The sequence below is a fragment of the Labilibaculum antarcticum genome (assembly GCF_002356295.1).
Taxonomy (GTDB): Bacteria; Bacteroidota; Bacteroidia; order Bacteroidales; family Marinifilaceae; genus Labilibaculum; species Labilibaculum antarcticum.
Window position 1 is genome coordinate 1,654,255 of the sequence record NZ_AP018042.1, and the last position, 19,216, is coordinate 1,673,470.

Below are 19,216 nucleotides of genomic sequence, written 5' to 3' on the forward strand. Positions count from 1 at the left end.
TTTAAAAGAAAGAACTCATGTTACTATAATAAGGTTTATTTTAAAATGACTTTCGATACTCTTTCGTCATTTCAAATACTTTTGTTAAAATATCCTTTTCTACCTCATCAAATTTCAAAGCTCTTCGTTGCATTACCAAGGCAGCAACTTCGAAAGTGACATTTAAACGGTATTCTTTAAAACCATGGTTACCTCCCATAGCAAAAGACGGAATAAAATTGCGAGGAAATCCAGCCCCAAACACATTCGAACTAACACCAATAACAGTACCTGTATTCAACATGGTATTAATCCCTAATTTAGAATGATCTCCCATAATGGTACCACAAAACTGCAAGCCTGTTTTTTCAAAGCTTTCACTTGAGTAACTCCACAATTTCACTTCTGAATAATTATTTTTAAGGTTGGAATTATTCGTATCTGCGCCAATATTACACCATTCACCCAAAACTGCATTTCCTAAAAACCCATCATGCGCCTTACTTGAATATCCAAACAGAACAACATTATTCAATTCTCCACCACATTTGCAATATGGCCCCAATGTAGTTGCGCCATAAACTTTAGCACCCATTTTAAGCTCTGCATGCTCACACATCGCTAATGGACCGCGAACAAGACATCCTTCCATAATAACAGCATCTTTTCCAATATAAATTGGACCATCAGTGGCATTCAGTGTTGCAAATTCTATTTTTACGCCTTCTTCAAGAAAAATATTTTCCCGACCCAGAACATTTACCGTATCGCTAATTGCCTGCGACTTTTTCCCTTTGGTCAGCAATTCAAAATCCGCACGTAGCGCCTGATCATTACTTTCGAATATATCGTACGGCTTCGCAATTCGAACAACATCCTGCCCAAACTCAATCTTCGTTTTTCCAACAATCTCTTCACTATTGACTAAATCAATATCTTTGGCCAAAAAATTAGCAGCTAGAACCACTCCCTCTTTTGAAAGATATTCACCCTCTTTTAAATTCAAAACTGCTTCTTTCAACTCCTTATTAGGAAGAACAGAACCATTAATTAGTATATTTTGTTCCTGAATCAGCTTTGGATATTTTACAGATAAGTAATCCTGAGTATAATAACTAAAGCTTGCAGACAGGTATTTTTCCCACTTTTCGCGAATGGTTAAAATACCAATTCGAATTTCGCATACAGGACGAGTAAATGTGAGCGGACGTAGATCATTCCATGCTCCATCATCAAAAAAAATATAGTTCATTGTAGTAGTGATTTAAATCCGAAGGATTTTATGTACTATCAAAAATAAAAAAAAGCCTCGAATAATCGAGGCTTTCTTTAATATAGTAAATTTTTTAATCTTACTTTTTGTTACCGTCCATGTGTTTCTTGTAACGAGTCATAAACTTATCAACACGACCAGCAGTATCTACTAATGTCATCTTACCTGTATAGAAAGGGTGAGATGTGTTAGAGATCTCTAATTTAAGCACTGGGTACTCAACACCTTCAAACTCAATAGTTTCTTTAGAATTTGCTGTCGACTTTGCAAGAAAGACTGTGTCATTTGACATGTCTTTAAAAGCTACAAGACGGTAATTTTCCGGATGTATTCCTTGTTTCATTTTAATATCCTTTAGTTTCTTATAATCTACTTCCAATAGACTGCAAAGATAAATATTGTTCTTTGTTTTGCAAACGAATAAATAAATTATTATCCTCTTTCCTTTACTTTTTTCTCCTTCGCCTTACTCCCTCTGTTTTCCAGAGGGATTATCGGTGTCCGTTTAAAAGGTTTTGTAGGGTCAAAAAGCAGACGATAGGTAAAATGCGTCTTCATTTTCACTCCTCCAACCGACTCGTAAATCGAAATCATCTTCGGATTAAAGTCTCCTACCCACGAAAGTTCAACTTCTTTATAATGAGTTTTATGCTCTAACACCTTTTCCATATGCCAAAAAATAGCCGATTCAACACCAAAGCGCTGATATTTAGGAACCACACCCATAATTGTAATCCGGGCACGGGTTATTGTTTTCGTTTTTAAATGGTATAAAAATTTCAGCTTGTTCCAGAAATTAAATTTCCCATCCATCTTTACTAATATCTGATTGACATCCGGCATCATCACAAAAAATGCGATTGGTTTTCCTTCGTGATAGGCGAACCAAATGAATTCTTCGTCGATTACTCCTTTTCCATCACGAGCCATTTTACGAATATCATCAGGATCAATCGGCGAAAAATTATCATGAAATTGCCATGCTTCATCGTATATCGCAATTAAATCCTGAATGTATTTTTCAGAATTTTCAAACGTAAAGTGCTCAAAGGTAAATCCCGGTTTTTTTGCTATCCATTCAGCAATTTTCCAAAATCTCTCAGGAAAAGGCTTGGTTCTGTCAAGGTGATAGCTATACTGCTCAAAAAACACTTTAAAACCATAGTCCTCAAAAAACGCTTTGTAATATTTCTGATGGTAGGGCATTCCATATCCCTGAGGAATAAAACCTTCAACCAAAAGCCCCCAGTGATTATCATTTTCGCCAAAATTCACAGGACCATCCATGGCCTCCATACCACGGACTGTTAACCACTGCTTGGCTGTATCAAACAAAAGAAATGCTGCCTTTTTGTCATTTATGCATTCGAAAAAACCACACCCGCCCGTAGGCTGATCAAACGAAAAAGCTTTATTCGTATTAATAAATGCAGCAATCCTTCCAATTAATTTTCCTTCCCCATTTATTAAAATCCAACGAGTCGCCTCTCCGTGTTTAAAAAAAGAATTTTCTTTCGGATCAAAGACTCCTTCAATCTCTGCATCAAATGGACAGGCATAATTAGAGTCATTCTTATAAATGATTCTGGCAATATCTAAAAAATCTTTTCTATGTTTCTGATCTAAAACTTCAACTATCCTCACTCGATTCGTTTTATTTAGGTTTTGTAATTTAGGCTTCCAATGCAAATTTATCGTCTTGCCAATTTCGATAGCAATCTCAACAACTCAACATACAACCAAACTAATGTTACCATTAGCCCAAATGCACCATACCACTCCATGTATTTTGGAGCTCCGGATTCAGCTCCTTTTTCAATAAAATCGAAATCCAGAACTAAATTAAGTGCAGCTATAACAACTATAAACAGGCTAATTCCAATACTTAGTAAACCCGAACCATTTGCGATGTTTAAGCCAATGCCAAACATTCCCAAAATCCAGTTTAGCATGTAGAATACAAAAATACCACCTGTAGCAGCAATAACACCAGACTTAAATTTCTCGGTTGCCTTAATTAATCCTGATTTATAGGCAAAAAGCATTGCAAACAAAGTTGCGAATGTTAAGCCAACTGCCTGTACCACAATACCTGGATAACTAGCATTCATCATTGCCGAAAAACCGCCCAACATTAACCCTTCTGCTAAAGCATAAAAAGGAGCTGTATAAGGCGACCAAACCGGTTTAAAAGCAGTAACCACCGCAAGAATTAAGCCCACAATGGCTCCACCTATTAACCATGGCATCACCACTGATGAATCCATCGAATCATTGTATAATCCCCAAGTGTAACTTGCTGCAGCTACCAGAAAAAACAATAACAAAGCAACTTTGTTAACGGTTCCGCTTACCGTCATTGCTTCGCTGTACGATCCACTTCTTGAAGCGCTAAAAATTTTTTCGCTTAGAACAGGATTTGAACTTTTTGTATATCCCATATGTATTAACTTTTACTCGTTACTATCTATTTTTACTATTCAACTAAAATATGGTTCAAATTTACTTTGTTTAATTTTATTTTCCTAGATATGCATGCCATATCAAGCCTTAAAGTTTCTTAAAATATACCTACAAGTTAAGTTCATACTGAAGATCATCCCAAATCTCTTTCCAATCCTCATCCTCTGCCTTTAATTCAGAAACCAAAGCAACAACTTTAGCCACAACAACTTCACCTCTTCTTGCAATCTTCCCTAGTGCTCTTTTCACCTGACTCAAAAAGTAAGCATCCTCAAAATGCCTAGGAAGCAAGTTGATAAAATTCAGAAACAGTTGCTCATTCTCCTCTTTCTTATCCAATGCCAAACGGCCTGCAACCATAACTGCACAAACTTGTTTGGCACGAATGCCACTTTTCATCCAAGTTTCGATCAACTCGTTTATAGCAGGAAGATACTGAAACAAATTCATACTTGCCTGTTCCAGCAGTTCATTCGAATCCATCTCGGCAAACCATCTATCCAACTGCTCTTCGGTCACTTTTGCAGGTTCTTCGAGAAGTGTCGCCACTATTTTCGACTCTCTAAATCCTTTCGTCCACAATTTATGTGCTAAAAGATGATTCTGCTCATAAGCATTCCCAATTTCGCGCAAATTTACAATTGTTGCGCCTAATGCTTTTGGGTAGTTTAATCCAAATTTTTTCATTTCATGGTGGGTCTCACCATTGCGAAGAATTTGTATTTTCTTGAAAATTTCCTGAAACAAATCCTCAGTTTCATTACTATCGATAAAAAAATCCATTTTACTCATATTAGTTAACTGCCTGCAAAGGTAGAGTTTATAATCCTTTCGGGATATTTTTTTATATTTTTTTACCAAAACACTTGGATAATAATTAAAGAATTCTCTATATTTGCACCGCACTACAGCAAAAATGGTGAATGTAGTTCAGTTGGTTAGAACGCTGGTTTGTGGTACCAGAGGTCGCCGGTTCGAGACCGGTCTTTCACCCTAAATAAAACGCAAATAACAGTTCATCTGTTGTTTGCGTTTTTTGTTTTTATGGATAATTCCGTATTGATACCATCACCAGTCCCCACCATTCCCTAAAGCCAACAAGGTTTGAAGTTACACAAATTGCAGCAACGTAAAAAAACAATTACCTCCTAGCTTACACAACTGTCTTGAAAATAATTTGCTAAAATAAAATCAGAACTTTTGCTTTTATTAAAAGCACGACAAAATCAACAGACCAAAGTCTATTAAATTCTCTCAGAACAGCAGTTTTTATAAAAGCTGCACATTATCGGAAAATCAGTAGCTTGGAGATGATTGGATAAAACAATATCTTACACAACAAAAGCTCTGTAAAATGAAAAAACACATCCTATCCTTACTGATCATTGCACTAACTCTCGGATGCACTCACGAAAGAGAAATAAGCTCGATAAATCCAGAAAACTGGGCCAAAAGAGCCATTGACATCAGCAAGAAAGATTCTTTGGAATATGGGAAATCATATCTTTCTATCTATTCACAAATTTACAGCAACTCCGAACATAAAACTCATAACCTGACCGCAACGGCAAGTATGCGAAACACAAGTGATTCCGACACAATCTTCTTGCTAAAAGCAGAATATTATGATACTCACGGGAAATCTATCCGAACATATTTCAGTAAGCCAATCTATTTAGCGCCAATGGAAACTACGGAGATAATAATAGACGAAGCTGATACTGAGGGGGGAACTGGCTCAAATTTTATAATTGAATGGAAAATTCCAAAGAACTGTCCAGAACCTTTATTTGAGGCAGTTATGAATTCAACAATGGGTCAACAAGGGCTCTCATTCACAACACTAGCCAAGCGAATCAAGTAAAACTACGGGAGTATTCAACTGCAATATTCTTTTTCCTTTGCGTTAAACGATCCAATAGGTTCGGTTGCTGTATATCTTGAGGCAACAAAAGAATTTGTAAAGTTAGCAACGAGAAATCGCAATTAGGGCATCAGTAGTTGCCTTTTTAATTCTGTTATTTATTATCATCATAGCCAACTAATTTAAGAGAGCATGTCAGTCTCTCTTGACGCTTTTCAAATTTCAAAAGATACTTTTACCAACATTGCTTTGATGAAAATTTGGGATTGTAAAGAGCTTCTATGATAGCTTTCGTCACAAAATAATCAGCGCAGTGATTGAATCATCAGTCAAATAAAAAAAGCGCTGCATAGTATGCAGCGCCTCTTTAATTAATCAAATTAATGTTATTCACTAACTGTGTTTCCTTCTAAGGTTATTTCACCTATTCTTGCCAACAATCTACCATTAACAGTTGCTCCTGTATTTAATGAAATTGATTGATCAGCCATAATAATTCCCTTAAATATTGAAGTGGTTCCAATAGTAGCTGAAGTACCCACCTGCCAAAAGATGTTTGAAGCTAAGGCTCCTCCGCTAAGAATAACCTCACGTCCGGATGTTGTATTTAGTGTAGATGCTATCTGAATAATAAATACTGCACTAGCATCTCCCTTTGCATCAAAAGTAAGGTTACCTGATGATATTTCAAGAGCACCATTTGATTTGTAAAGACCTGGTGCTAGTGTTAGTCCACCAATATTTCCTGCTAAAAGCACCATGTCAGTACTTGTTCTTCCTGCAGCATCGTTGTATGCAGTAGTTAGATCACCTTTAGCTGTTGTTAAGTTAGAAGGAGTTGGAACCGCATAATTGGATGCGAACAAATCTCCAGTCACTTGATCGGCTGCTGAAGAAGCTCCCCCAGCTGGAAGTGTTTCTGAAAACCCTGTTAGGAAAGATCCGGCAGCTGGGCTTAACCCTATATTCCCTGTAATTTCTGAGGTCGGTACATTTGAGATACCGGAACCAGCTAAAATAACATAATCGCCGGCTGATCTAAGATTAACAGCAGTTTGTACTGTTGTTTGAACCGGAATTATTATTGGATTATCAGTGTTGGTGTTGGTCGATTCATCATCGTCACAACCTACGGTTAACGCAACAACTGCCATAGCAAGCGTCGGTAAAAATTTTTTAATATTCATAAGTTTCGCTATTCATTTTTGTGAACTAATCTCACACTGCAAATGTAGATGCATTGAGTCCGGTTGTTGTTGTATAATTATAGTTTTAAGTTATAACATTCACGCTCAGAATGACATTCATCAAATCAGCACGTGTTGTGATTGTATATATGTTTGCTCTGTTGCTTCTAATTTACCCATTTCCATCACTCGACTCTCAAGCTGAGTATTTTCTATCTTCCGTTTATGGTAGTTATAGGAAAGAGTATGAATTAGCGAATAAATTGAACCTCTTGCTCTGTTAAAGCGTTGAAATTGCGCTTACATCCACTCCATTTATAAAGCTCGACTCCTTTTCCTTTATTTTGCAGCGAAAAAATGGATGTAATATTTTTTTTTCAGGTATCTAAAAGCGGTTTCGGTTTTCACAACATACTCAAAAGCCCTATGATGCATACATTTTACAGCAAGATCAAATAAATAGTTTCCCATAGAGTGGATAACAGCATTCCTGTTGCTTTTTTTATTTATAGGGAATTCCCCTCACGAAAAAAGATGAAACCCCAACACTTTACATCTCGCCTAACACCTCTACCAAAATAAAACAGGAGTCTACTTTAATACATCTACAAATGATCAGTTATTGTTTTTGCGCACAACTAAAAGATCCTTTGAGATACTTAGATTCTTTCTCTCTTTTTTATACATTTAGGACTCGTAATTGAATTTAGAACTACAATTATATATTTACTATTGCGCCTAACCAACTAACTAAAATTAAGAGTTATTTATTATGAAAAAACTTGTGCCCATCATCCTGATTTGCATTCTCATGAGTGCATGTACAGAAAAGGCAAATAATGAATTTAAAGCTGAAACAATGTTTACACCTTTTAAACCACCCATTGCATACGACAATGCAAAAGAACAAGCAGTAAAAATTCTTGATCAGATGACCATTGACGAAAAGATATCAATGATAGGCGGTCATAACGTATTTTTCACAAAAGGATTTGAAAAGTTTAATGTGCCAGCCATGTATCTCTCTGATGCAACTCAAGGAGTTAACATACGTTCTCATCTGGATGATCAGCTTGAAAAATCGGTTGCTTTCCCAAGCCCGATAGCCTTAGCAAGTACTTGGAATAAGGAGTTGGCAGGTAATTATGCAAAATCTATTGGTGAAGAGTGTAGAGCTGGTGAAATTGCAGTGCTACTTGGACCTGGAATGAACATTTACCGTATCTCACAAAATGGCAGAAACTTCGAGTACTTTGGAGAAGATCCATACCTAGCTGCTCGAATGATAGAGAATTATGTGGTTGGAATACAAGGAACGGGTACTATGGCTACTTTAAAACACTTTGTGGCCAATAATACGGACTACAAAAGAAGAACATCGAATTCAGTAGTAGATAAAAGGACCTTACACGAAATTTATTTACCAGCATTCGAAGCTGGTGTTGATGCAGGCGCTATGGCTGTTATGACATCTTATAATTTAGTAAACGGAGAATATTCCGGACAAAACAAAGATGTAATAACAGGTCTTTTACGTGAGGATTTAGGTTTTAAATGGTTGGTCATGAGTGATTGGTGGTCGGTATATGATGCCGAAAAAGTAATAAAATCGGGACTTGACCTAGATATGCCTGGGGAGCCAAGAGCTGAATATCCTGATTACATGAAGAAAGATGAATTCTTTTTACGTTATTCTGCAAAATCGCTTCTCGAAGAAGGAAAAGTAAAAGAAGAAGATATCAACAGAATGGTTACCAACATTCTTACGACAGAAATCGCAATGGGACTGCTTGAGCGCCCGATAAAAGACTCTACTTATTTTAAGAACTTCGACCAACACGTAGAAGTAGCCTTGCAAACCGGAAGAGAAAGTATTGTACTTCTTAAAAATGACAATATTTTACCTATTGATAAGACAGGTGAAATCTCGATTTTACTTACTGGCGAATATTCAGATAAAATACCCCATGGAGGAGGTGCTGCAGAGGTTGTTGGATACGACCCTGTAACAATGCTAACAGCTCTTAAAGAGGTGTATGGCAATAAGCTTACTTATATTGAAAATCCGGATAACGAAGCGATAAAAGCTGCTGATTATGTGATTTATAGCACTGGTACATTTGATTCTGAAGGATGGGACAAATCCTTTGATTTCCCAGAAGCACTTAACAAAGAAATCAAACAAATTGCTTCCTTAAACAAGAACACGATTGTTGCTGTAAACGCTGGTGGCGGGATGAACATGACAGAATGGAATGATGATGTTGCCGGTTTAATTTACAGTTGGTATCCGGGTCAAATAGGCTTTACGGCTTTTGCCGAGATAATTGCCGGTATCACTAATCCATCGGCCAAATTGCCTATTACCATTGAGAAAAAATTTGAAGATTCACCAGGATATGGGTACCTACCAGAAGGTCAAGAATTGTATACCGGTTGGGATCAGGATCACAGAATTATAGACCCAATAAACGATGTGAAGTATGACGAAGGTGTATTTGTTGGTTACCGTTGGTACGAAAGCAAAGCAATTGAACCTCTTTACGCATTTGGGTATGGCTTATCCTACACAACATATGAATACAGCAACTTACTATTAGAAAACGCATCGATAAAAGCCGGAGCAAAGCTTAACTTCAAAATTGATATTAAAAATACCGGATCGGTTGATGGCAAAGAAATTGTTCAGGTATATGTACGCGATGTTGAATCATCGGTAGCACGACCATTGAAAGAACTGAAAGATTTTCAAAAAGTGCAGTTGGCTGCAGGTGATAAACAAACTCTATATTTTACGTTAACCAATAGAGATTTTGCCTTTTGGGATGCAGAATCAGAAGATTGGAAAGTAGAACCCGGTCAGTTTGAAATACTAGTTGGAGCAGCTTCAAATAATATTTTAGCAAGAGCTCAACTTGAAATAACAGAATAACAACTAACTACAAATAAAAACGAAACGCATGAAACTTGCCTCCAACAGGTAATTTTTATGCGTTATTTTTTTAAGACACTATCCGGCAAAGTGTGTAAGTAATATTTCTCGAAGTAGTCCGCAAAACTTATTTTTCAGCTCACTAAAAATTCCATCCCAAATAATTTCAACCAATACTAATTATCAGAATTATCTTCATCGGGCACGTAATCCAAAATATCGGCAGGTTTACAATCCAATTCTTTGCATATCGCCTCAAGTGTAGAAAAACGAATGGCTTTCGCTTTACCACTTTTCAAGATGGATAAATTGGCTACAGTAATCCCAATTCGATCTGCAAGTACTTTCGAACTCATCTTTCGCTTGGCCAACATCACATCTAAATTTGTTATAATAGGCATAAAATCAATCTCTCCGTTAAATTGTTAATTCGCTCTCCTCTTTCATATCAATTCCTGCTTTGTACACTTGAGCAATTGCAAGAATTATCAAAGCTGGAAAAATCCCAAACAATACACTAAAGTCAGGATTAACATGGATTGCTATATCCATAACATGTAAATCTTTCAAAAAAAGATATGAATAAATAGTAGATTCAATAAACACATAAATACAAAAAATGATTGAAATAAGACCAACCCTCTTAATTCGAATGTAATTTTCGCGAACGAAGAACAGATTACTCTTTGAAGCTAATGATATTGATCCAAAAACCTCCTTTAATTGCCTTGTTATAAACACCACAACACCAAACAATACAAACTGATCTAACCAACTGAGAATCCAATAAAATAGATTATTTATTTCAAGAACACGTGGCAAAATATAGAACTCACCAACACCATCAAACTTACTACCATCAAGCATTGTAAAACTAGTCGGAAGCTCTACGAAACTTGAAATTAACTTAAATCTCATTTCTACCGCTCCATCCCACTCAAAAATTAAATCCATAAAAAATGACAATATAACACCAACTAGGCCTAAAAGGCTGACTATATAGAACAAATAAAAAGATGATGCTAACTGCCTTAAAACTATTTTGTTACTTTTCATAGCAATAATATATTAGATATATGATTACACGAATTTAGCATAAATACTCGTTTTACAACTATTTATTATCGCTTTTCAATAATTTCATATTGACATACAACAATTAACGCCTAGAAATTAGACTTCTCATGCTAATACATTCTTTCCTCAAATAATATCCATAATTCCATTCAAATTCCTGAAGTTGAATTTTATTATTTCTCGCAAGTAAAGCTGAATTTCCCAAAAACCAGGATGAAATAATGGGCGGAAATCTCAATTGGGACAATATTACGCCAAACTAAAAAAGAAAAAACCAAAACAATTGAATTCTATTGTTCACGCGCTTCACAAACTATATTTGAAGATTTGGATCGTTTGAAATGCGCTAATTGTTGCAGGAGTATTAGTCCGATTGTTATCGCCAAGGATATTGCCCCCTGACAAAATAGTTTAGAGGGAAACCTTCGGAGTTTATCAAGTAGTCGATTGCCTTAAAAGAAAAAAGAACAAGTCTAAGCAAGAATCTTTTCAATTCGATTTCTATCTTTAAGCCGCCTAAGCAATCAATTACATGAACCGAACAGTAATTCTAATCTTCATTTATCTTCTTGTTACTCTTTCGGCGAAAGCCCAAAGCGGTGGTGAGAACATCTACGAATTCCTTAATTTGGGGAGTTCGGCCAGAGTTGCAGCCATGGGAGGAGATCAAATTGCATTGGACGATGTTGATGCTGATTATTCCTTTTACAATCCTGCTGCCCTACATCCCGATTTAGATCAGAAAGTGGCATTGAATTACGTAAATTACCTCACAGATATCAATTACGGATACGCTTCCTACACCAAATATTACAAGAAGATTGGCACCTTTTCGTTGGCCATGCATTACGTGAACTATGGAAAATTTACCGAAGCAAATGAGTTTGGAGAACGAACCGGTAATTTCAAGGCTTCCGATTACGCCTTAATTATTAGCTATGGCCGTCAATTGAATACAAATTTTCGGGTAGGTGCTTCCGTGAAACCAATCTATTCGTCTTTAGAGAAATACAGTTCTTTTGGCTTGGCCGCCGATTTGGCTCTGATCTACGACAGCTCCAACAAACTATTCAGAACTTCTATTGTTGCCCGGAATTTTGGCTATCAAATAAAAGCCTACTACGGATCGCATCGGGAAGATCTTCCTAATGAAATTTTGATTGGAATGAGCACCAAACTGCAATATGCACCCTTTCGTTTTGCGCTCACCTATCGCCATTTGGAAGAATTCGATACGAGCTACGAATCAGAATTAAACAGTGAAGACAATTCCTTTTCAAAATCAAACAAAAACAGTTTCTCCGACAAAGCTCTGAAACACCTTATTTTAGGCATCGAATTTTTGCCATCGAAAAACTTCAGCATTCGATTAGGTTACAACTTTCAGCGAAGAGCAGAACTTAAAGTAGATGAAAAAACCTCTACCGTTGGATTCACTTGGGGATTCGGAGTAAAAGTGTCCCGTTTCCACATAAATTTTGCTTCTGCGAAGTATCATTTAGCTGGCACGAGCAATCATTTTTCCATAAGTACCCGCTTAAGCGACTTCAATTTCAGATGATTTTTATCGAAAAAGCGCATTTCAATCGTTTACAGGAAGCCATATGGTTTTACACCCCCTTTTTTAGTGGGATTTCTCACAATTTGATGGATTTTCTTTATACTTTTGTATCCAATTGCACAAAAAAATCGAGCAATAAAAAGAATGGATATACCTGAAAAGAAACTAATTATAGCAATTGACGGACATTCGTCGTGCGGAAAAAGTACTGTAGCCAAAGATTTGGCAAAAAAAATTGGATATACTTATATCGATAGTGGTGCAATGTATAGAGTGATTACTCTTTTTGCAATGCGAAACAACTTAATTTCCGGTGACAAAGTAGATGAAAACAAGTTGGCTCATTTAATCAGTCAGGTAAATATCTCTTTTCAGTACAACACTGAGAAACAGCGTCACGAAACTTATTTAAATGCCGAATTGGTTGAAGATGAGATTCGAAAAATGGATGTTTCGAACAAGGTTAGCCTGATCGCAAAAATTAAATTTGTTCGCGAAAAGATGGTGGCTTTCCAACGTGAATTGAGCAAAGAAGGTGGTGTGATCATGGATGGTCGCGATATTGGAACAGTTGTTTTTCCAAATGCCGATTTAAAGATATTTATGACTGCTGATGTGGAAATAAGAGCCATTCGCCGCTATAAAGAACTTAAAAACAAAGGAGAAGATATTTCTTTGAATGAAATCAGAGAGAACGTTTCAAAAAGAGATTTTATTGATGAAAATCGTGACGAAAGTCCGCTCCGAAAAGCTGATGATGCAATCATCCTTAACAACAGCCATTTGACTCCTGAAGAACAATTGGATTGGATTGTTGATCGCATGAATGAGATTAAGTAATCAACGGAATAGGAATAGAGAATGAAGATTGAAATTGATTCCAATGCTGGATTCTGCTTTGGCGTAGTAAATGCCATAAATAAAGCAGAAGGAATACTAAAAGAAGAAAATCAACTTTATTGTATTGGTGATATCGTTCACAACAATATTGAAGTTGATCGTCTTACTGCTCAAGGATTAAAATCGATCAGTCATGTTCAGTTTTCAAAATTATCAGGAGAAAAAGTTTTATTTAGAGCACATGGAGAGCCTCCTACCTCTTATGAAACTGCAAAAAAACAAAACATCGAAATTATTGATGCTTCTTGTCCTGTAGTTTTGAACTTACAAAAGAAAATAAAAAAAGCGTACCTGGAGATTCAGAAATCCAAAGGACAAATAATTATATACGGTAAAAAAGGTCATGCAGAGGTAAATGGTCTGGTAGGTCAAACCGAAGGCAAGGCAATTGTTGTTGAAAACACAGAAGATCTGAAATTGGTGAATTTCAGCTTGCCTGTCGTGTTGTTTTCACAGACAACAAAAACCATTAGCGGCTTTGCTGAAATTTCAGAACATCTGGAAAAAAAATGCAAAAGCAGTCTGATTATCAACGACACCATTTGCAGAAAAGTATCAAATCGTGTTCCTCTATTGGAAGAATTTGCAAACCAACACGATGTGATCATTTTTGTGAGCGGAAAAAAAAGCTCGAACGGAAAATTACTGTTCGATGTCTGTAAAAAAACGAATCAAAACAGTCACTTTATCACTTGCCCTGATGAACTGAATATGGATTGGTTTGTGAATGCGCAATCAGTTGGTGTAAGCGGTGCAACATCCACTCCCAACTGGCTGATGAATGAAACAATGGAAAAAATAAAACTTGAAAACAAAAGCGATTTAAGCATGTCTAAAATTAAGAAAATTGGAGTTCTAACTTCAGGAGGAGATGCTCCAGGAATGAATGCAGCCATCAGAGCTGTTGTACGTGCTGCGATCTACAACAAACTTGAGGTTGTAGGTATAATGCAAGGATACGAAGGCTTAATTAATGGAGAAATCAAAAAAATGAAATCTCATGATGTAAGCAACATTATTCAACGAGGAGGAACCATTCTTTGTTCGGCCAGAAGTGAAGAATTTAGAACCGTAGAAGGAAGGAAAAAGGCACATGAGCAAATGATTGCCAACAAAATTGATGCTCTTGTTGTTATTGGCGGAGATGGAACTTTTTCAGGAGCCCGTGTTTTTACTCAGGAATATGATATCCCTGTAGTTGGAATTCCGGGTACTATTGATAATGATTTGTTCGGTACCGATTATACCATTGGTTACGATACAGCTATCAATACTGTAACTGAAGCTGTTGATAAGATACGAGATACTGCGAGTGCTCACAACCGTTTATTCTTTATTGAAGTAATGGGACGTGATGCTGGTTTTATTGCTTTACGCAGCGGTATTGCTACGGGAGCAGAAGCAATTTTGATCCCTGAAAGAGAAACTCACACTCAAGAGTTGCAAACATACCTTGAAAAAGAATACAAAGAACACAAAACGAGTGGTATTGTAATTGTAGCCGAAGGTGATAAATCGGGTGGTGCCTATACAATTGCTCAGGAAATTGGGAAAGATCATCCTGAATACGATATCCGTGTTTCGATATTGGGTCACATGCAAAGAGGTGGTTCTCCATCAGCTTTCGACCGCGTAACTGCATCTACTTTAGGTGTTGCTGCTGTTGATGCATTACTTGATGATCAGAAGAGCATCATGGTAGGATTGGTGCACGGTGAAGTTTCACATGTTTCATTCAACAAAGCAATTAAAAACAAAAAGAAAGTAAAAGATTCATTACTGATTCTTAACGATATTCTTTCGATCTAAATTATCAAACGCGGTGGTTTTTGTTCATGCATAGTTTTCCCTTTTAGGAAATAACATCGGAATGATGAGATTCTAATCAGAACTCATAACTTTGAGGAAAATGAACACTTTAATGAACAAGACTACCGATTTTGCAGATATCATACTACCACTTCCATTGGCTCAGCTTTTTACCTACTCTATTCCAGAGGAATTAAAAGCTGATGTTGCCATTGGAAAAAGGGTAGTTGTTCCTTTCGGCAGTAAAAAGTTCTACACCGGAATTGTAAAAAGCATTCACAATACTCCTCCAACAGATTATTCCACCAAAGAGATTATCACTTGTCTGGATGAATCTCCAATTATCAATTCATTTCAATTCAGTTTTTGGGAGTGGATTTCACAATACTATCAGTGTACAATAGGTGACGTTTTTAAGGCAGCTCTTCCTTCCGGATTAAAGTTGGAAAGTCAGACCAAGATAACTGTAAATGAAAATTTTCAGGCTCAGGAAGTTCTTAGCAAAACCGAGGAACAAATTCTGAATGTACTAAAGCATTCAAAAGATGTAAATATTTCGACTTTAAATCAGGCAACTGGTCTAAAAAACACCCTACCACAGGTAAAATCTTTGCTTGAAAAAGGAGCTGTTTCTATTGAGGAACAAATCATTAACACCTATAAAGAGAAAAAGAAAGAATTTGTTCGACTGGCATCTAATTTTAACGAATCAGATATAGCGGCTGTAATTGATGGCTTAAAAAGAGCTAAAAAACAGCAGGAGATTCTTCACTCCTACCTCAATCTTTCCAAACACTATTTTGAAGAAAATGCCCTTAAAGTTTCGGTGACAGAACTTCTAAAGTCTATTGATGCCTCGAAAGGAATTTTAAAAAGTTTAGTCGAAAAAAACATTCTTGAAATTTACCATGAAAAACTGGATCGGATTGATCTTTCGGAAACGGAAACTTCGGGACTAAAAGAGTTGAATGAACATCAGCAGAAAGCAATTATTGAGACCCGTAAGCAATTCGAGGAAAAGAATTGTGTGTTGCTTCACGGAGTAACTTCAAGCGGTAAAACCGAGATATACATTCATTTGATTCAAGAGCAATTACAGCAAGGTAAACAGGTTCTTTACCTTCTCCCAGAAATTGCTTTAACAACTCAGATTATTAACCGCTTACGAACCGTATTTGGAAATAAGGTAGGAATCTATCATTCCAAATTTAACGATGCCGAGCGCGTAGAAATCTACAACAACATCAATCAAAATGATCCTGAAAATGCCTATCAGGTTATTTTAGGGGTTCGATCATCGATATTCCTGCCTTTCAAAAACTTAGGTTTGGTTATTGTCGATGAAGAGCATGAAAACACTTACAAACAGTTTGATCCGGCTCCCCGGTATCACGCCCGCGATGCTTCTCTTTATCTGGCTCATCTGCACAAAGCAAAAACCTTATTGGGTACTGCAACTCCAGCAATAGAAACCTACTACAATGCCAAAACGGGCAAGTATGGTTTGGTAGAATTGTTTCAGCGACACCAAAATCTGGAAATGCCCGAAATAATTATTGCTGATGTAAAAGAAGCAACGCGAAAGAAACAAATGAAATCAATGTTCTCTCCTCAACTGATGCAAATGATGGAGACTTGCCTGGAGAATAAGGAACAGATTATTTTATTTCAGAACAGAAGAGGATATTCTCCCTACCTGGAATGTAAAAGTTGTGGATGGGTTCCTCATTGTCCAAACTGTTCGGTTAGCTTAACGTATCACCGATACAACAATCAGCTGGTTTGCCATTACTGTGCACACAGTATTCATCCGCCAACGAGTTGTGAGCATTGCGGTTCAACCGAAATTGAAGACCGGGGATTTGGAACCGAAAAAATTGAAGAAGAATTGACGGGCTTATTTCCTGATGCACGAATTGCACGAATGGATTTGGATACCACTCGAAAAAAGATGGCTTACGAAAAACTCATTTACAAATTCGAAAACAATGAACTCGATATTTTAGTAGGGACGCAAATGGTTTCAAAGGGTCTCGATTTTGATAATGTTAGTTTAGTTGGGGTATTGAATGCTGACTCGATGCTGAATTATCCGGATTACCGTGCCTATGAGCGCAGCTTTCAAATGATGGCTCAGGTTTCCGGTCGTGCCGGACGAAAAAAGAAAAGAGGAAAAGTGTTGATTCAAACTTATACACCAGAACACCCAATCATTAAAAATGTGATCGAAAATGATTACGTATCTATGTATAATGGTCAACTGGCAGAAAGAAAAGAATACATTTATCCACCCTACTACAGATTAATCAATATCTGTTTGAAACACAAAAACCAGACATTGGTGAATCAGGCTGCTGCGATCCTTGCAAAATCCTTGCATAAAGTTTTTGGCATTCGCGTTTTTGGCCCGCAATCGCCTGTTATAAACCGAATTCAAAACTACCACATCGTTAATATACTTTTGAAAATAGAGAAGAAAAGTTCGCCATCAAAAGCCAAATGGATTTTAAATCAACACGCGAATCATTTAAAAAGTATGGATCAATTTAAATCTATTCAAGTGAATTTTGATGTTGATCCGATGTAAAAAACTTCTTCCTCAATTTTAAAAGCACCAATAACAGAACTTTTTGCTACTTGATCGATGCTAAAAGCTACGCATAAGATGCTTTATACTTCCTTTCCGATTCTCTTTGATACCTACTCAATGCTATTAGCTACGAACGAGATTCTTTTTACTACCACTTCGATGCTATTAGCTACGCATAAAATGCTATCTGGTGACTTAACGTAGCTTTTTACTGCACTAGCGATGTAAAATACACCGAAACATACGCTTTTTCATGCAAACACAAAGCGTTTTACTCCAAAGCCGTCACAAATTGCATCATGAACCAAATCTTTCACTTCACTACCGGCCCTATTTCCCGAATGATAGGAACATCTGGCTTCTCAACCAATTTCACAGGGCTCGTACGTTTTTTAAAAGTGTTAAAAATACATAAGGGATGTACTAAAAATTCGCGAACACACGAATTTGTTTATCTTTGCTTTCATAATTCAAAAATCAAGAAATAGTGAATATAATTGAATTAGAACAAATCTTTGAATCCTTCTCCAAATTAAATGTATTGATTATCGGCGACGTTATGGTCGACGCTTATGTTTGGGGTAAAGTAGATCGAATATCACCAGAAGCACCGGTACCAATAGTTTCTTGCGTTAGGCGCGAAAGCAGATTAGGCGGAGCGGCAAATGTGGCTTTAAATATCAAATCATTAGGTGCAAAACCGATTCTTTGTTCCGTAATTGGAGACGATGACAAAGGCAAAGAATTCCTAAATCTCCTAACAGAGATACAAGAGGAACACTATGGTATCGTTGTTAGCAACAAACGCAGAACAACCGTAAAAACCCGTTTTATTAGCGATAATCAACATCTTATTCGAGTTGATGAAGAAGACACACATGAATTGGCGGATGAAATAGAGACTGAGTTCATCAATCACATTAAAAGTGTAATTGATAAACATGAGATTCATGCGATTATTTTTGAAGATTACGACAAAGGTGTAATCACCAAAAATCTGATTGAGGAGATCACCAATCTTGCTAATAAAAGAGAAATTCCCGTAGCTGTCGATCCTAAAAAACGTCATTACAGCGACTATAAAAACGTAAGTCTCTTCAAGCCGAATTTCAAAGAATTTGTAGAAGGTTCCAATCTTCTTCTTGAAAAAGGAGATATTCAGGGATTATTTGTTGAAGCCAAAAAGTTTCAGAACGAAATGGGCATTAAAAAACTCTTCATCACCTTATCTGAGTTGGGCGTTTTTATCAGCAACGAAAAAACATATGAACATATTCCTGCCGTAGTTAGACAAATTGCTGATGTTTCAGGAGCTGGGGACACTGTAATTAGTGTTGCAACTTTGTGTTTGGCGGCTGGTATGAATGCACGAGGAATTGCGGCGATATCGAATCTGGCCGGAGGAATTGTTTGCGAAATTCCGGTAGTTGTTCCAATCGACAAGGATCAACTTTTAGCCGAAAGCAGTAAGATCGTCGACAAGCTTTAAATATTGATCAAGCGATCTACTAATTATGAAAAACCCTTATCCTTAGGGAGTTTTAATTTCCTCGGGATTTATCTTATCAACAATAAATATGT

The 19,216-nt window shown here is 36.7% G+C and carries 15 protein-coding genes and 1 tRNA gene; 8 read left to right on the forward strand and 8 right to left on the reverse strand.

Annotated elements, in window-relative coordinates; all coding sequences use genetic code 11:
* Positions 1-40: 40 nt before the first annotated feature.
* The 5 genes from ALGA_RS06390 to ALGA_RS06410 all read right to left on the reverse strand — a co-directional run bounded on the left by ALGA_RS06390 (position 41) and on the right by ALGA_RS06410 (position 4,498).
* Entirely contained in the window at positions 41-1,231 is a 1,191-nt protein-coding gene (locus ALGA_RS06390) for a GlmU family protein (protein WP_096428539.1), read from the reverse strand.
* A gap of 100 nt (positions 1,232-1,331) precedes the next feature.
* Positions 1,332-1,595, reverse strand: coding sequence for a type B 50S ribosomal protein L31 (locus ALGA_RS06395; RefSeq protein ID WP_096428540.1), 264 nt, complete (start codon positions 1,593-1,595; stop codon positions 1,332-1,334).
* Positions 1,596-1,684: 89 nt separating this feature from the next.
* Positions 1,685-2,896, reverse strand: a complete 1,212-nt coding sequence (locus ALGA_RS06400) for a GNAT family N-acetyltransferase (protein WP_096433466.1) — start codon at positions 2,894-2,896, stop codon at positions 1,685-1,687.
* Positions 2,897-2,943: 47 nt separating this feature from the next.
* Positions 2,944-3,693: a Bax inhibitor-1/YccA family protein gene (locus ALGA_RS06405; RefSeq protein ID WP_096428541.1), complete on the reverse strand. Its 750-nt coding sequence runs from the start codon at positions 3,691-3,693 to the stop codon at positions 2,944-2,946.
* A 130-nt stretch (positions 3,694-3,823) separates the two neighbouring features.
* Positions 3,824-4,498: a DNA alkylation repair protein gene (locus ALGA_RS06410; RefSeq protein ID WP_162845395.1), complete on the reverse strand. Its 675-nt coding sequence runs from the start codon at positions 4,496-4,498 to the stop codon at positions 3,824-3,826.
* 135 nt (positions 4,499-4,633) lie between these two features.
* On the opposite strand from ALGA_RS06410, the gene ALGA_RS06415 reads away from it, so the two are divergent.
* A tRNA-His gene (locus tag ALGA_RS06415) sits at positions 4,634-4,709 on the forward strand.
* A gap of 360 nt (positions 4,710-5,069) precedes the next feature.
* Positions 5,070-5,579: a DUF3124 domain-containing protein gene (locus tag ALGA_RS06420; protein ID WP_096428543.1), complete on the forward strand. Its 510-nt coding sequence runs from the start codon at positions 5,070-5,072 to the stop codon at positions 5,577-5,579.
* A 386-nt stretch (positions 5,580-5,965) separates the two neighbouring features.
* Here ALGA_RS06420 and ALGA_RS06425 read toward each other — a convergent pair whose 3' ends face one another.
* Positions 5,966-6,766 carry an ice-binding family protein gene (locus ALGA_RS06425; protein WP_096428544.1) on the reverse strand — a complete coding sequence of 267 codons (801 nt, stop codon included), beginning with the start codon at positions 6,764-6,766 and terminating at the stop codon, positions 5,966-5,968.
* A 772-nt stretch (positions 6,767-7,538) separates the two neighbouring features.
* Between ALGA_RS06425 and ALGA_RS06430 the strand changes: the two genes are divergently transcribed.
* Positions 7,539-9,698 carry a beta-glucosidase family protein gene (locus ALGA_RS06430; protein WP_096428545.1) on the forward strand — a complete coding sequence of 720 codons (2,160 nt, stop codon included), beginning with the start codon at positions 7,539-7,541 and terminating at the stop codon, positions 9,696-9,698.
* Between the two features lie 176 nt (positions 9,699-9,874).
* Here the strand turns inward: ALGA_RS06430 and ALGA_RS06435 are convergent, their stop codons facing one another.
* Together ALGA_RS06435 and ALGA_RS06440 are read right to left on the reverse strand one after the other, a co-directional pair.
* Positions 9,875-10,099, reverse strand: a complete 225-nt coding sequence (locus ALGA_RS06435; RefSeq protein WP_096428546.1) for a helix-turn-helix domain-containing protein — start codon at positions 10,097-10,099, stop codon at positions 9,875-9,877.
* A gap of 16 nt (positions 10,100-10,115) precedes the next feature.
* Positions 10,116-10,754: a DUF2975 domain-containing protein gene (locus ALGA_RS06440; RefSeq protein WP_096428547.1), complete on the reverse strand. Its 639-nt coding sequence runs from the start codon at positions 10,752-10,754 to the stop codon at positions 10,116-10,118.
* Between the two features lie 553 nt (positions 10,755-11,307).
* Between ALGA_RS06440 and porQ the strand changes: the two genes are divergently transcribed.
* The 5 genes from porQ (at position 11,308) to ALGA_RS06465 (ending at position 19,124) form a co-directional block, all read left to right on the forward strand.
* Positions 11,308-12,336, forward strand: coding sequence for a type IX secretion system protein PorQ (porQ, locus tag ALGA_RS06445; protein WP_096428548.1), 1,029 nt, complete (start codon positions 11,308-11,310; stop codon positions 12,334-12,336).
* Between the two features lie 144 nt (positions 12,337-12,480).
* Complete coding sequence (gene cmk / locus ALGA_RS06450) at positions 12,481-13,176, forward strand: (d)CMP kinase (protein WP_096428549.1); 696 nt, start codon at positions 12,481-12,483, stop codon at positions 13,174-13,176.
* A gap of 21 nt (positions 13,177-13,197) precedes the next feature.
* Positions 13,198-15,045 carry a 6-phosphofructokinase gene (pfkA, locus tag ALGA_RS23455; RefSeq protein ID WP_096428550.1) on the forward strand — a complete coding sequence of 616 codons (1,848 nt, stop codon included), beginning with the start codon at positions 13,198-13,200 and terminating at the stop codon, positions 15,043-15,045.
* Between the two features lie 100 nt (positions 15,046-15,145).
* Entirely contained in the window at positions 15,146-17,632 is a 2,487-nt protein-coding gene (gene priA, locus ALGA_RS06460) for a replication restart helicase PriA (protein WP_231706071.1), read from the forward strand.
* 490 nt (positions 17,633-18,122) lie between these two features.
* Complete coding sequence (locus ALGA_RS06465) at positions 18,123-19,124, forward strand: bifunctional heptose 7-phosphate kinase/heptose 1-phosphate adenyltransferase (protein ID WP_197705718.1); 1,002 nt, start codon at positions 18,123-18,125, stop codon at positions 19,122-19,124.
* The last annotated feature ends 92 nt before the right edge of the window (positions 19,125-19,216 follow it).